This window comes from Oceanobacillus phoenicis, assembly GCF_047238145.1.
Classification (GTDB): Bacteria; Bacillota; Bacilli; order Bacillales; family Amphibacillaceae; genus Oceanobacillus.
Window position 1 is genome coordinate 2,285,855 of the sequence record NZ_JBDFME010000001.1, and the last position, 14,778, is coordinate 2,300,632.

Sequence of the window (14,778 nt, forward strand, 5' to 3'; positions counted from 1 at the left end):
CTTCTAATAGATTAACGACTCACATCTTCAGTTGAAGATGGGCTGGATAAACGTTGAAATCGAGTTCTATCCGGAAATCCCTCATAATCTCCAATAAAAGTTGTAGCATATCCACCAGTTATACATGCACGTTTTACTGCTTGATCGATGCTTAATTCATCAATTAGTCCAGATAACAGTCCAGCTGCAAATGCATCTCCAGCACCAACAGGATCGATCACTTGTTTTACAGGAAAACTAGGGACATAATCACTTTGATTACTTGAACAATAATAGGCGCCATTTTCACCTAGTTTGACTACAGCTAACTCTGCACCTAATTCCAAACATTTATTACCGATTTTTGCTGGGTTATCACTATCGAATAAAAATTTACCTTCACTAATACCTGGTAATATAATATCGGATAGCTTTACGATATCAAGTAATGTTTGTTTTGCTTCTAATTCTGACCATAGTTTTTTACGAATATTTGGGTCGAATACAATTTTCACACCATTTTTTTTAGCCATTTTTATTGCAGTAAATATCGTTTGCCTACAACTTTCACTAATTGCTGGCGTAATTCCAGTTACAAAAAGGTAAGAAGCAGAAGAAATATAATTCTCGTCAAGTAGATCAGGATCCATTTGGCTAGCTGCTGAATGTTGGCGATAATAATATACGTGGACATCGGACTCATTAATGATTTCTTTTAGAAATAATCCGGTTTGGTGACTCGAATCAAACTCAATTAAAGTAGTATCTACACCTTCTCCGCGTAATTCTTTTAATACCATCGCACCTAATTCATCGTCTCCCAATCTACTTATAAAACCAGTTTTATGGCCTAATCTACTTAATCCGATTAATGTATTGGTTTCTGTACCAGCTACTCGTGGTTCGAAGGATGATGTTTGCCTAATAAGTCCATTCTTATCTGGGGTCAGTGATATCATTGTTTCCCCGATTCCAATAACATCCAATTTGTCATACTCCTTTCTTTATATATCCCATACCATTTGAAATAAGTTGAGCTGTATTTTTCAAGTTTGTAATGATAGTTTCTTTTTGCTTTATCATTCTTTCTTTTGGTCCCGCAACACTTATAGCAGCCAAAAGCTGTCTTCGACTATCGAAAATGGGGGCAGCCAAACAGTACAGACCTTCTTCATTTTCTTCGTCATCAATACTGTATCCTTGTTTTTGAAAGAATTGCAGTTGATTTTCTAATTGAGATCTATCTGTAATTGTATTTGCAGTGATTTTTTCTAAGGTTATTTGATCTAACAAATTATCTTTCTCAAATTCAGGCATAAAGGATAAAAACGTTTTGCCAAGTCCAGTACAATATATTGGTTTTTTATATCCAGGTTGTGCAGTGGTACGTATTGATCTATCGGCATCCATCTTTGCAATATACACTAACTCATCTTTAGATAACATCGCCATAAATACAGTCTCCTTAACCGCTTTCATAAGGTCGGTTAAATAAGGTTTTGCAACTGTGTGAATATCTAATGATTCTAAAGCACTTGTTCCTAGTGGTATTAACTTTTCACCTAAGTAATATAGTTTCATGCCATCTTGCCGTACGTATCCTTCGTTATGTAATGTTTTTAATAAATTAAATGTACTGCTTTGTGGTAATTCTAACTTGTCACCGATATTCTTAATTGTTAGACCATTTGTATGTTTTGCTAATAAGTCTAGAATGTCCAAGGCGCGCTTGGCAGATTTAACAGACATCATATCACCTCCTAAAATCACATATATGAATTTTAATCATGTATGTGATTTTATTGAATATACCACACTTTATTTAGCTCGTAAAGACTATTTTTAATTAAAGCATATTGTGCTCGAATTAGTAAAAGCTATGAAAAATTCTAATTTGTTAAAGGAGTGTAAGAAATGTTTGAAAATAAAGTTGTATTAATTACCGGCGGGGCCGGAGGGATAGGTTTAGAGGTTGCAAAAGCATTTGCACATGAGGGAGCGAAATTGGCATTAGTAGACCTTAAAAATGAAGCATTAGAGGAGGCTGCTAGTGAGATCGATACTGAAGAAATTTTACTGATTACAGCAAATGTTGGTAAAGAAGAAGATGTAAAAAACTATGTAGATAGAACAAAAGAACAATATGGAAAAATAGATATTTTTATTAATAATGCAGGTATCAATGGAAATTTTAGTAATATCATCGAGCAGACAAAAGAAAATTTTAAAAATGTATTTGATGTTAATGTTATGGGTGTATTTTTTGGAATGAAGTATGTACTGCAAGTGATGAAAGAACAAAAATCTGGTGTAGTTATTAACACTGCATCCAATGGTGGATTATTAGGAGCACCAGGCATGAGTGCATATGTTGCGTCTAAACACGCTGTAATCGGATTAAATAAAACAGCTGCTTTGGAAATGGCGGAGTATGGTGTACGGGTAAATGCAGTTGCACCGTCAGGAGTTAACACAGAAATGATGCGAAGTATAGAAAAGAATGCAATGGGGGATAAAGCGGAAGATGCTAGATCTCAATTCGAAGCTTCTGTACCAATGAATCGTTATGCTACAGCTGAGGAGATTGCAAACCTTATGTTATTTTTATCTTCTGATAAAGCGTCATTTATTAGTGGTTCCTATTATCGAATTGATGGTGGCCAGGGTGCAACATCAGTATAGGCGAGATGGTAATATTAGGATTGACATAAACGCTAATAATACTTATAATCATTGATTGTACACCAAACATAATTTTGGTAGAGGTTCTTAGCTTTAACCCTCTATAAAAAACTAAGGACAAACAATGATTATTCAAGTCATGTTCCTTAGGGGCATGGCTTTTTTTATGGAAAAGGAGGTAATAGATATATGGCAGGAAGAGATGAAAATGAACTAGAAGATGTTCAGTTATTAGGAAGTCAAGGAACTACTTATGATTTTAATTACACACCGGAAGTGTTAGAGGTATTCGAGAATAAACATCCATCACGTGATTATTTTGTTAAATTTAATTGTCCGGAATTTACAACTTTATGTCCAAAAACAAACCAACCAGATTTTGGAACAATTTATATTAGCTATATCCCTGATGTTAAAATGGTAGAAAGTAAATCTTTGAAACTATATTTGTTTAGTTTTAGGAACCATGGTGATTTTCATGAGGATTGCATCAATATTATCATGAATGATTTGATAGAATTAATGGATCCAAGGTATATAGAGGTTCGAGGGAAATTCACTCCCCGTGGTGGTATTTCTATTGATCCATATTGTAATTATGGTAGGCCAGGAACAAAATTTGAGAAGATGGCAGACCAACGACTAATACAACACGATATGTATCCAGAAAATATAGATAATCGATAGAGGGAATGCGTAAGATCCTCTACCCTAATAATAAAGGGAGAAGAGGATAACATGTATATTTATTTTAGTGCAATCTTTGTAGGTTTGTTGTTGCTATCAAATATTCTTTCAGTGAAGTTATTTGAAATGGGAAGTTTTATCCTTCCAAGTGCGGCGATTGTTTATGTTATTACATATTTAATGACAGATGTTATTGGTGAAGTTTATGGCAAGGCTGCAGCAAGGAAAACGGTCCAAGCTGGTTTCCTTACACAAATTATTGCAATGGTATTTATCTACATTTCTATACAATTACCACCTGCACCAGATTTTCATGCACAAGCCGAATTTGAACAAATCTTAGGTGGAAGTTTTCGGCTTATACTTGCTAGTTTGACTTCTTATGTAATTAGTCAAAATTTAAGTGTTTCTATATTTCACTGGTTTAAAAATAAACATGGCAAGAAAAAATTATGGTTGCGAAATAATTTAGCAACAATGTCAAGTCAATTTATAGACACTGTATTATTTATTACCATTGCATTTTGGGGGATAGTACCAACAAATATATTACTAGGTATGATTGTTTCACAATATATTTGGAAATGTCTAGTCGCATTATTAGATACTCCATTTGCTTATATATTGGTTAAATGGACTAGAAAATACGAAGGCAACAGTCCAGACCATGTGGTAAAGGCTTCTTAATTTTATAAACTTCAAGCAATGTTAGTTAACCCAAGATCTAGTGGGAAAGGTATAAGTTATACATTGCTTGAAGTTTTTAATATGTACGTACATAGTTATTCAATAATAAAAAAGTAAATTGGTTTATAAATGGATAAATAAACTTAAATAACAGGTATAGGTGTAATTAGGTGTTCCTGATTAGTGATTCTTTTCCAGTTATAAATATAAATTCTCCTTATTAAAGCAATTTGACATAAATAAATCATAAAATCCATATAGTTAAAGAACTTTTATTAATTTTGTGAATTTTCTATTGATAATCTATTTTGAACATTCTATAATAAATGTACGTACAAGAAACAAATAATTACATCTTGTACGAACGTATTCATTGCTATCGCTCAAAATAGATTGAATATTCTTTTTTAAATGCGTGATATGTTTTTCTTTCCTTATTTTTTGCGATAGAAGAAAGAAGGGGGATTAAAATGAAAAGGTTTTCATTTATTTTGTGTGCTTTTTTAGTTAGTGTGTTGTTGGTCGGGTGTGGTGATAATACTAGTGGTGCAAGTGATTCAAAAACGGTTGGTATTGCAATGCCAACTAAGTCTTCTGAGCGATGGGTATACGATGGTGACAATATGAAAGGAGAATTTGAAGAATTAGGTTATGAGGTTGATCTTCAATATGCCGAAGACGTAGTAGAAAATCAAGTATCACAGATTGAAAATATGATTACGAAAGGCGTAGATATTTTAGTAATCGCTTCCATTGATGGAGAAGCAATTACCGATGTATTAACACAGGCAGAAAACATGGATATTCCTGTTATTGCTTACGATCGATTAATCATGAATAGTGATCATGTTAGTTACTATGCAACATTTGATAATTTTCAAGTAGGAGTTCTACAAGCTCAATATATAGAAGAATCTCTTGGTTTAGCAGATGGTGAAGGTCCATTTAATATTGAATTATTCGCAGGATCACCTGATGATAATAATGCATACTTTTTCTGGGATGGCGCAATGTCGATATTGCAGCCATATATCGATAGTGGTCAATTAGTGGTTCAAAGTGGTCAGACTGATTTTGAACAGGGAGCTACTTTAAGGTGGGATGGATCAAAGGCGCAAGAACGAATGGATAATCTACTAAGTGCAAATTATTCTAGTGAAAAAGTAGATGTAGTACTTTCACCATTCGATGGAATTAGTAGAGGTGTTATTTCTTCATTAAAAGCAGTAGGGTATGGGAGTGGTGATAAACCAATGCCTGTAGTTACTGGACAAGATGCTGAGTTAGCATCGGTTAAGTCAATAATTGCCGGAGAGCAGACGCAGACAATATTTAAAGATACAAGAGAATTGGCTAAAAAAGCAGTTGAGATGGCAGATTCTGTTTTAAATGATGAGGAACCTGAGATTAATGATACAGAAACTTATGATAATGGCAATAAAGTAGTCCCATCTTATCTTCTTGAACCTATTTCGGTAGATATAGATAATTATGAACAGGAATTAATAGAGACCGAATATTATTCAGAAGATGAAGTAAGTAATTAATCTAATAAGGTGATTTAGCATATCTTCTATGCTAAATCATCTTTTTGTAAGGGTGTGAGTACGTTGGATAATTATATTTTAGAAATGAAAGGTATCGAGAAAACTTTTCCAGGTGTGAAAGCTCTTAATAATGTAAATCTAAAAGTAGAGTCTGGAGAGATTCATGCATTAATTGGAGAAAACGGAGCTGGAAAGTCAACATTAATGAAGGTATTAAGTGGAGTGCATCCATATGGAAGTTATGAAGGAGATATTGTATTTCAAAATAATAAATGTGAATTTAAAAATATTAATCAAAGTGAAGAATTAGGGATTGTTATTATACATCAAGAGCTTGCGTTAATTCCTGAGCTATCTATCGCAGAGAATATATTCTTAGGGAATGAACGAAGTAAAAAAGGAGTCATTAATTGGAATGAGACTATATTAGAAACTAGGAAACTTCTTTCTAAAGTTGGCCTTCGTGTCAATCCAGAAGAAAAAATTAAAAATATAGGTGTCGGGCAACAACAATTGGTAGAAATTGCCAAAGCGTTATCAAAGGAAGTTAAATTGCTTATATTAGATGAACCTACTGCAGCCTTGAATGAAGAGGACAGTGAGAATCTATTAAACTTATTACTAGAGTTTAAAAAACAAGGTATGACTTCAATTATGATATCTCATAAACTAAAAGAATTATTGAAAATATCCGATAGCATTACCGTTTTACGAGATGGAGAGACAATTCAATCCTATAAACATAAAGACCAAGAAGTTAGTCAAACACAAATTATAAAAGACATGGTAGGAAGAAACTTAGGGAACTTGTTTCCTGAGCGCACTTACAACATTAAGGATGAAATTGTTTTTGAAATTAAAAATTGGTCAATTGATCACCCAATAGATATTAGTAAGCAAATTCTATACAACGTAAACTTACATGTGAAAAGAGGAGAAATTGTTGGGGTTGCAGGCCTTATGGGTGCAGGAAGAACGGAGCTCGCAATGAGTGTTTTTGGTAAATCCTATGGGAAAAACATTACTGGACAACTCTTCAAAAATGGAAAAGAAGTTGTTTTTAATAATGTTACTGAAGCCGTTAGTAGTGGCGTAGCTTATGTATCTGAAGACCGAAAAGAATATGGATTGGTACTGATTGATAATGTAAAGAACAATGTAACGTTAGCCAATTTACAGAAGCTGGCTAACTACTTAGTAATAGACAACCATAGGGAGATTTTAGAAGCCGAGAAACTTAAATCACAAATTAATATTAAGACGCCTTCTATCGAACAGAAAGTTCTTAATTTAAGTGGTGGAAACCAACAAAAAGTTGTATTAGGAAAATGGATGTTTGCTCAACCAGATATTCTCATTCTTGACGAGCCAACAAGAGGTATTGATGTCGGTGCAAAATTTGAAATCTATAAGTTAATTAATGAACTTGCCGAACAAGGAAAAAGTATCATAATGATTTCCTCAGAATTACCAGAGTTAATTGGAATGTGTGATCGTATTTATACATTATGCGAAGGTAAAATCACAGGGAATCTATCCAGGCAGGAAGCGGATCAAGAAACATTAATGACTTATATGACGCAAAGCTGGGGGTCTTAAAATGGAAATAATGAAGAATTTAATTACAAATAATATTCGTAAGTTTGGAATGGTAATTGCTTTAGTTGGTATCATTATTCTATTCCAAATCTTAACGAATGGTATATTACTTACTCCACTAAATATAACTAATATTATTATGCAGAACAGCTATATTATTGTACTTGCCATTGGCATGATGTTAGTGATTATCTCAGGTGAAATTGATTTATCAGTAGGTTCTGTAGCAGCATTTGTAGGCGCGATGGCGGGGGTATTATTAGTAACCCTAGATTTACCTGTAATTGTCGGAATTGTACTGTGTTTGCTTATAGGAGCTTTAATTGGTGCATGGCAAGGGTTTTGGGTTTCCTATGTGAATATTCCTTCTTTCATTGTAACGTTAGCAGGAATGTTGATTTTTAGAGGCTTAACACTTATTGTGCTTGATGGAAGAACGATTGCTCCTTTTCCTGAGAATTTCCGATCCCTAAGCGCTTCCTTTATACCAGATATATTTGCTACTGAAATGCACTTTTTAACTATTATAATAGGGGGAGTATTATCGCTTATATATGTTTTAAATGAAGTTAGGATTAGAAGAACGAATGTAAAATTTAATTTTGAGACGCTATCTTTTCCTTTATTTGTAAGTAAAATATTTTTTAAGATGATTATCCTAAATCTTTTCACCTTTGTTTTGGCACAATATGCAGGTATTCCTTATGTGCTGATTATTTTACTGCTTCTCATATTCGGATATACATTTGTGATGAACAAGACTGTCATAGGTCGTCATATTTATGCACTAGGAGGCAATATTAATGCTGCCCAATTATCTGGTGTAAAAACAAAGAAGATGAAATTTCTTGTATTTGTTAATATGGGTGTGCTTGCAGCATTATCTGGGTTAATTTTTGCGGGAAGATTGAACGCCGCAACTCCACAAGCAGGCAATTTATTCGAATTAGATGCCATTGCAGCTGCTGTCATAGGAGGTGCTTCGTTTACCGGTGGCGTAGGTACAATATTTGGTGCGGTAATTGGTGCATTAGTAATGGGCGTGTTGAATAATGGTATGTCACTAATGGGGATAGGAATTGATTGGCAACAAGCAATAAAAGGTCTGGTATTATTAGGCGCTGTAGCATTTGATGTTTTAAATAAAAATAAATAGTAGATAAACGAAGAGACTCGACATAGGAGTCTTTTCGTTAATATCATATAAAATAATGTAGTTCCTTATTCAATCCGTATATAATAGGAAATAGATTACTAGTTTGGAGTGAAAATATGCAAATTCATGTAGATAATGTACATAAAAATTGGAAACAATTTACGCTAATTAATGATCATGAAATGGAAGTTTCTATTTTAAATTATGGAGGGATTATCACACGTATTATAACACCAGATAAACATGGAGAAAGAGAAAATGTTGTTGCACGATATAACAATTTTGATGATTATATTCAGAATCCAACTTATCTTGGAGCAGTAATTGGCAGAGTGGCAGGAAGAATTCAAAATGCAAGTTTTACTATAGAAGAAAAAGATATACATTTACAAGCCAATGAAGGTAACCATGTGCTTCATGGTGGTCCTAGTGGATTCCATCAAGTTTTATGGGATGTAACAACGATTGAAGAACCGGATTATGTAGGAATTGAACTAACTTATACAAGTAAAGAAAAAGAAAGTGATTTTCCAGGTAATGTGAATGTTACAATAACCTATTATTTGGATAATCAGAATAAATTAACAATTGAGTATAAAGCGCTTAGTGATAAACAGACTCCGATTACATTAACAAATCATTCGTATTTTAATTTAAGTGGAGATTTAAAACAAACGATACATGAACATGAGATAACATTAGATAGTGATCATTTTTTAGAGTTAGATGAAGAACTAATTCCAACTGGAAAGATAATGGATGTAGATATGACCCCGTTTGATTTTCGAAGTGGACGTCGTCTTGGAATTGGTTTGAATCAAGATTTTTATCAAAATAAAATTGTTGGAGCAGGGTACGATCACTATTTTTTATTTAACCATGAGAAAAAACATGTCGTGAATATTGTTGAACCGAGAAGTGGTAGACAGCTCTTCATTTCAACTAATCAACCGGGGATGGTCATGTATACGTCAAATTCGGTAGATTCTAGTCATCAGTTTTATGAAGGGGAGGCAAAGAAATACATTGCCGTATGTTTTGAAACTCAAGGAAGTCCTGCATCCCTACACCATGACAACCTTGATACTATTATTCTAGAGGCGAATCAGCTTTATCAAAAAACAACAACATTCCAGTTTGGGATAATTTAATTCTGTAATTAGGTGATAAAACGTTTTTTTAATGCATAACGTTTAGGAGAAGATAACGTTGCTTATATTAGACATCTCTATTGAGGTGTCTTTTTCTTTTTGAACTACACTACTCTTTGAAGAAAGGAGTGAATACTTTCGTGTCGAACTGGACAAGTAAAGATTGGAAATGGCTGACTGGAATTCTTATTGGTATTATTATTTTGGCTTTTTCACTGTGGCTAGTCGATTTCACTGTGAGTTTTGGGATTATGTCTAGTTCTGTTTCCATTGCTTTAGCAATCGTGGCTATATCCATGTCGTTGCAGCAAAGTAAAGACAATCAAAAAATGTTAACTTCTGTCATCAATATGAGAAATGAAGTAATTAATCATATAAAAGATGTCGCAGTAAAAGTAGATAATATTACAATGATTGATATAACTGAGTTGATAAATGCACATAAGAAGTTGGACAGCAGCGGAAATACAGAAAAGAGCAGTGGTAATGATAGTAAAGGGAGTGTGAAGCAGTTATCAGATGATGGAAATGAAAGAATAAGGCTTTATAAACAGTTTTTAAATTTTAATACATTGGGAGAAAGCACTCAGCAGAATAAATACCAACTTAATATAAACATAGCAGAAAATGTAGATCAACATAAAACAATGAAAATGATTAGTAAACTCATAGTTAACTATTTAGAAGGTGAACATATTTTATATAATAATGTTAATGCGAATGTATATGAATTTGTATTTGTATCAGATATCCCAGATGTAATACTAAAAAATAGCGAGATAGAAAATATAATAAATTATCAAGGGGTGGAAGTTCTAGGTTTTTTTCAGATTGATTGAGAGTAGCAGAGCAAATAACCCAGGAATAGATTGATTCACTTTTTTGAAGAGAAAATGAAGAAGTTTTTTAGTATGAAAAACATAAAAACCTTGAACCGTTGAATTAACAACAGGTCAAGGTTTTTATACTTATTAAGGAATCAAGCTTAACGAGAGTAGAACTCAACAATAAGTTGTTCGTTAATTTCAGCTGGAAGTTCAGAACGCTCAGGGAAGCGAGTGTATGAACCTTCCATTTTGTCAGCATCAAAGCTAGTGTACTCTGGTACAAAGCTATTAGCTTCTAAAGCTTCTTTTACGACATCAAGGTTTTTAGACTTTTCACGAAGTCCAATAACTTGACCAGGTTTAATAGCGTAAGATGGAATATCCACGCGTCCGCCATCAACAGTTACATGACCATGATTTACAAGCTGACGAGCTTGTCTGCGAGTACGTGCAAGTCCTAAACGATAAACAAGGTTATCAAGACGAGATTCAAGAAGAATCATGAAGTTCTCACCATGAATACCTTTCATTTTTCCAGCTTTATCGAATAGAGTACGGAATTGACGTTCGTTTAATCCATACATGAAGCGTAATTTTTGCTTCTCTTGCATTTGCAAGCCATATTCAGATAATTTTCTGCGTTGATTCGGTCCATGTTGACCAGGAGCGTAAGGGCGTTTATCTAATTCCTTACCAGTTCCAGTTAATGAAATGCCAAGACGACGGGATTTTTTCCATACGGATCCAGTATATCGTGCCATAGGTCATTTCCTCCTTTATATGTTTTATTTGCATAAAATAAAACGAGCGTGATCGTTTCGTTGTCCATTTTGTTTTCATGTACCATCGCTCCAGCAGCAGAGAGTTACACGATACACCTTCTCATCAATTCGATAAGTAAGGAACAAAATGGGTGCAAGCGTCGATGCACTTAGGCTACCTAATTATTTTACACAAATTACAGTATATAATTTTTATATAATCATGTCAATAGCCATAATAAAAGTAATAATTTTCTCGGTATAGGAAAATGTGACTAGTTGATGTATAATTATAGTAGAAAGTAATCGATTTGGTGATTTAATTTTACATAATCGTTATGTTATAGAGAAAAGGTGATTATTTTGCACGTTTCGAATCAATTACGAAGCAATTTTATAGAGAAACTATACCGGAATATGTCTGATTTTATTGAAAATAAAAATTTAAATTGGATACCTTCACTATTTGATACTGTTGGGTCCTATTTAAATTGTTCGAATATTACTGTTTATGAATGGGATGAGGGAGAATCTTGTTATTTCTTAATTTATCATTCAAACGACGAAAAAGTTCCGCATATATTTATGTCAAATCATTTAGAAGCTATTGATGATAAGACAAATACAATAATAAAGATAGATACCCCATCACATCCCTGGAAAATCATTATAAATCATACAACTAATGATAACATGGACCAATTAAAAATTGATGTTGTAAAAATAGAAATCAATAATTACCTTACTACTTTTTCATCTATATTACATAATATGCATATGCCTTTATTCAATAATCGTCTTTTGCAATTAACTAATGAATTGTCTGGTTCCATTCACACGTCATTTATATTCCAAAAAATAGCCGATGTTATTCAATCGACTTTTCATGGAATTACTGTTTCCTACATGGTAACACAGGAGTTTACGATTCCTGATCATTTAAATGTAAAGGTAATGGCTTGGAATGATGCATCTCTTAGTAGTGAGATTAAACAAACCTTTATGAAAGGTCATTTGCAATATGATAGTGATAAATTAACTCTTTATTTGCCTATTACAGGTAAGCAAGGTAATTACGGAGTGATAGAAATACATGGTGAAGTAATATTTACTATGAATAGCAATGGAAAATATTTTTTAACTGAAGTTGCAAAAGTATGTGGTAATGCTTTAGAAACAGCTTTTTTATTTCAACATTCTAGAAATGAGATTGACCAATTAACAAAGATTAATCAAACGAGTAACCATTTTAATTCTCGATTAGATTTTCGTGAAATTATTAATACTTTAAAGAGTCAGTTTGCTTCTTATTCTTCTGATTCGACATTTGCTATTTTGCCGTTAGATGGTAAATATGCTGGAGCAAGTGTAGGTAATGACCCATATTTCGAACAAGAAGAAGGATTAATGTTTCTTCATAATTTGAAAAACTATACAAAAGATTATAAAGAAATATTCTTCTGTGGAAATTTTAGAGATAGTGAGCCAAACTCTATATTTCAATCTGTAATAGCAGTTCCCATGAAGCATGAAAACAATTTAATTGGAATTGTGTTTATTGGACATAAAGAAGAATACCAATATGATTATCATCAATATAAATTAATGGAAAGTATGATTCAACATTCAGTTGTAGCTATTGCAAACACTTTACAAAAAGAACAACTTACAAAAGCATTGGCAGTGGATCATTTAACAGGACTATATTCAAGACAGTATTTAGAAGAAACTGTAAATACTCATATGAAAGAGGGAAGTAAAGGCGCGTTAATTCTATTTGATATTGATGATTTCAAACAAGTGAATGACTCATATGGACATTTAATTGGAGATCAAGTGTTAATACAAGTTTCACAAGCACTACAACAAGTAGTCAAGGATAAGTATATAGCAGCAAGATGGGGAGGCGAAGAGCTCGCTATATATGCACAGCAGATTTCACTAGAAGAAGCAATTGAAATTTCTAGAAAAGCTTGTGATATTGTAGAAAAAACTACGAACCCTCGTGTTACACTTTCTTCGGGTGTATCATCTTGGTCTAATGACGATAATAACAGTGCAAATTCGATATGGGAAAGATCTGACAAAGCTTTATACGAGGCAAAGGAACTTGGAAAGAATAAAGTGATATATAAATAGAAGCTTTTGATGTTGTTATATGCTAGAATTTTTACTAGACTCAACGAAATAAAAGTTTTAGTAAAATTAAAATCGAACGATTATCCAATCATTTATGTTTGCGGATAATCGTTCGACTTTTTCACGCTTAGTATTCTTTAAAAACTGTCGAATAAATTAAACATTTACTGCAGGTGTTTTGTTAAATGTAGCACAAATTTCTCTAGGAAATATTGGTCTTCTTCATCAAAACGATTATTAATCGGGCTATCTATATCTAGAACTCCATAGATTTGGTCACCAATGGTGATAGGCACTACGATTTCTGAATTAGTGGAACCATCACAAGCAATATGACCTGGAAAGGCGTGCACATCATCTATTCGTTGTGTCTGTTGTTCAGAGACAGCTGTACCACATACTCCTTTTCCATACGGAATTCGTATGCATGCTGGTAGGCCTTGGAAAGGTCCGAGAATGAGTTCGTTTTCTTCCCAAAGATAAAAACCAACCCAATTTACTTCGGTTAAAAATTGGTTTAATAATGCAGAGGCATTTGATAACAATGCGACATTATTATTTTCACCTTCAGATAATGCATCGAGTTGTTTGATAAGTAGTTCGTAATCTTTTGTTTTTTCACCAGAATAGTTTTTATGTTCAAACATATATATCCCCCTAACATGGTTTTACAGCGGATGACAAATGGTGACAATCATAATTTTTTTGTCGAGAATTTATTGAAGGAATTTCATCATTAACTGTCGTAACTGATTAATAAGGAGCTGAATTATGATGAAAAATAACCTAACTAAACAAAAAGTTGTTGACGCCGCTTCGTCATTGTTCTTTCAAAAAGGTTTTCATGGAACCTCGGTCAGAGATATAGCAGACAAGGCTGCTGTCAATGTATCTCTGATAAGCTATTACTTTAATGGAAAGCAAGGGCTTTTAGAATATGCTGTCACAGCATATTATGAAGCGTATTTACAAAGTGTTGAATCTACACTAGAAGAAGTAGTACCTCTAAGTCCAAAAGAACAATTGCACCAATTAATTTTCACTATTATACATTATAAGCAATCCCATCATCAATTAACGTGCTTCATTCAAAGAGAACTTTCTTTGGATTCGGTATTCGTTAGAGAAATGGCTGTTACTTATTTGGCGAAAGAGAATTATTATATACAGCAAACCTTTTATGAAGCTCTTACGAATAAAATTCATCCTGATGAAAAAACGTATTTATTAATGCAATTAAAAGGTATGTTAATCACGCCATATATTTTGCATAGTGAGTGGAAAGACCAAATTATTGGCGAGTATTCTCATCAACAATTTATAAAAAAATATGTTAGAACGATTCAAAAATGGTTGGATTTTGTTTTGGAAAATAATAATGAAAAAGATTTTATACATTCTGGTAATAGATCTTCGCAAAAATCGTGACGAATCCGCAATAAATTTGCATTTTTTTAGCCAAAAATGCAAATTACATGGTATCATTAAGGAAATATAGTTACATATATTCAATTTTAATAAATATGACAAAATAGATTGTAATGAGTTATAGGTATTCTGGTT

The 14,778-nt window shown here is 33.0% G+C and carries 14 protein-coding genes and 1 riboswitch; of the genes, 10 read left to right on the forward strand and 4 right to left on the reverse strand.

Annotation, left to right across the window (positions count from 1 at the left end):
- Window positions 1-11: 11 nt before the first annotated feature.
- Window positions 12-965 (reverse strand): sugar kinase, encoded by a 954-nt coding sequence (locus ABC346_RS11290; protein WP_413234934.1) that lies wholly within the window; start codon window positions 963-965, stop codon window positions 12-14.
- Window positions 966-969: 4 nt separating this feature from the next.
- Entirely contained in the window at window positions 970-1,728 is a 759-nt protein-coding gene (locus ABC346_RS11295) for an IclR family transcriptional regulator (protein ID WP_413234935.1), read from the reverse strand.
- Window positions 1,729-1,893: 165 nt separating this feature from the next.
- On the opposite strand from ABC346_RS11295, the gene ABC346_RS11300 reads away from it, so the two are divergent.
- The 8 genes from ABC346_RS11300 to ABC346_RS11335 all read left to right on the forward strand — a co-directional run bounded on the left by ABC346_RS11300 (window position 1,894) and on the right by ABC346_RS11335 (window position 10,327).
- The gene (locus ABC346_RS11300; RefSeq protein WP_413234936.1) at window positions 1,894-2,661 is read left to right on the forward strand and encodes an SDR family NAD(P)-dependent oxidoreductase; all 768 of its coding nucleotides are present in this window, start codon (window positions 1,894-1,896) and stop codon (window positions 2,659-2,661) included.
- A 74-nt stretch (window positions 2,662-2,735) separates the two neighbouring features.
- Window positions 2,736-2,782, forward strand: a riboswitch (PreQ1 riboswitch).
- Between the two features lie 68 nt (window positions 2,783-2,850).
- Window positions 2,851-3,348, forward strand: coding sequence for a preQ(1) synthase (gene queF / locus ABC346_RS11305; protein ID WP_413234937.1), 498 nt, complete (start codon window positions 2,851-2,853; stop codon window positions 3,346-3,348).
- Window positions 3,349-3,399: 51 nt separating this feature from the next.
- On the forward strand, window positions 3,400-4,035 hold the full coding sequence (locus ABC346_RS11310) for a queuosine precursor transporter (RefSeq protein WP_413234938.1): 636 nt from the start codon (window positions 3,400-3,402) through the stop codon (window positions 4,033-4,035).
- Between the two features lie 470 nt (window positions 4,036-4,505).
- Window positions 4,506-5,582 carry a multiple monosaccharide ABC transporter substrate-binding protein gene (chvE, locus tag ABC346_RS11315; RefSeq protein ID WP_413234939.1) on the forward strand — a complete coding sequence of 359 codons (1,077 nt, stop codon included), beginning with the start codon at window positions 4,506-4,508 and terminating at the stop codon, window positions 5,580-5,582.
- Window positions 5,583-5,645: 63 nt separating this feature from the next.
- Window positions 5,646-7,181, forward strand: coding sequence for a multiple monosaccharide ABC transporter ATP-binding protein (gene mmsA, locus ABC346_RS11320; protein WP_413234940.1), 1,536 nt, complete (start codon window positions 5,646-5,648; stop codon window positions 7,179-7,181).
- A 1-nt stretch (window position 7,182) separates the two neighbouring features.
- Window positions 7,183-8,337 (forward strand): multiple monosaccharide ABC transporter permease, encoded by a 1,155-nt coding sequence (mmsB, locus tag ABC346_RS11325; protein ID WP_413234941.1) that lies wholly within the window; start codon window positions 7,183-7,185, stop codon window positions 8,335-8,337.
- Between the two features lie 116 nt (window positions 8,338-8,453).
- Complete coding sequence (locus tag ABC346_RS11330; protein ID WP_413234942.1) at window positions 8,454-9,488, forward strand: aldose epimerase family protein; 1,035 nt, start codon at window positions 8,454-8,456, stop codon at window positions 9,486-9,488.
- Window positions 9,489-9,628: 140 nt separating this feature from the next.
- Window positions 9,629-10,327 carry a hypothetical protein gene (locus ABC346_RS11335; protein WP_413234943.1) on the forward strand — a complete coding sequence of 233 codons (699 nt, stop codon included), beginning with the start codon at window positions 9,629-9,631 and terminating at the stop codon, window positions 10,325-10,327.
- A gap of 146 nt (window positions 10,328-10,473) precedes the next feature.
- On the opposite strand, the gene rpsD is transcribed toward ABC346_RS11335, so the two are convergent.
- Entirely contained in the window at window positions 10,474-11,076 is a 603-nt protein-coding gene (rpsD, locus tag ABC346_RS11340; protein WP_011066599.1) for a 30S ribosomal protein S4, read from the reverse strand.
- A gap of 354 nt (window positions 11,077-11,430) precedes the next feature.
- Here rpsD and ABC346_RS11345 point away from each other — a divergent pair, with 354 nt between their 5' ends.
- Window positions 11,431-13,215 (forward strand): diguanylate cyclase domain-containing protein, encoded by a 1,785-nt coding sequence (locus ABC346_RS11345; RefSeq protein ID WP_413234944.1) that lies wholly within the window; start codon window positions 11,431-11,433, stop codon window positions 13,213-13,215.
- A gap of 164 nt (window positions 13,216-13,379) precedes the next feature.
- Here the strand turns inward: ABC346_RS11345 and ABC346_RS11350 are convergent, their stop codons facing one another.
- Window positions 13,380-13,862, reverse strand: a complete 483-nt coding sequence (locus tag ABC346_RS11350; protein WP_413234945.1) for a GAF domain-containing protein — start codon at window positions 13,860-13,862, stop codon at window positions 13,380-13,382.
- Between the two features lie 127 nt (window positions 13,863-13,989).
- On the opposite strand from ABC346_RS11350, the gene refZ reads away from it, so the two are divergent.
- A complete protein-coding gene (gene refZ / locus ABC346_RS11355; RefSeq protein ID WP_413236548.1) occupies window positions 13,990-14,643 on the forward strand; it encodes a forespore capture DNA-binding protein RefZ in 654 nt (217 codons plus the stop codon).
- Window positions 14,644-14,778: the final 135 nt, after the last annotated feature.

Excerpts from the sequence above, each read along its gene's own strand:
- ABC346_RS11330 (WP_413234942.1), top strand. The coding sequence starts at position 8,454 with ATGCAAATTCATGTAGATAATGTACATAAAAATTGGAAACAATTTACG.
- ABC346_RS11310 (WP_413234938.1), top strand. The coding sequence starts at position 3,400 with ATGTATATTTATTTTAGTGCAATCTTTGTAGGTTTGTTGTTGCTATCA.
- ABC346_RS11300 (WP_413234936.1), top strand. The coding sequence starts at position 1,894 with ATGTTTGAAAATAAAGTTGTATTAATTACCGGCGGGGCCGGAGGGATA.
- queF (WP_413234937.1), top strand. The coding sequence starts at position 2,851 with ATGGCAGGAAGAGATGAAAATGAACTAGAAGATGTTCAGTTATTAGGA.
- refZ (WP_413236548.1), top strand. The coding sequence starts at position 13,990 with ATGAAAAATAACCTAACTAAACAAAAAGTTGTTGACGCCGCTTCGTCA.
- mmsB (WP_413234941.1), top strand. The coding sequence starts at position 7,183 with ATGGAAATAATGAAGAATTTAATTACAAATAATATTCGTAAGTTTGGA.
- ABC346_RS11295 (WP_413234935.1), bottom strand. The coding sequence starts at position 1,728 with ATGTCTGTTAAATCTGCCAAGCGCGCCTTGGACATTCTAGACTTATTA.
- rpsD (WP_011066599.1), bottom strand. The coding sequence starts at position 11,076 with ATGGCACGATATACTGGATCCGTATGGAAAAAATCCCGTCGTCTTGGC.
- chvE (WP_413234939.1), top strand. The coding sequence starts at position 4,506 with ATGAAAAGGTTTTCATTTATTTTGTGTGCTTTTTTAGTTAGTGTGTTG.
- ABC346_RS11350 (WP_413234945.1), bottom strand. The coding sequence starts at position 13,862 with ATGTTTGAACATAAAAACTATTCTGGTGAAAAAACAAAAGATTACGAA.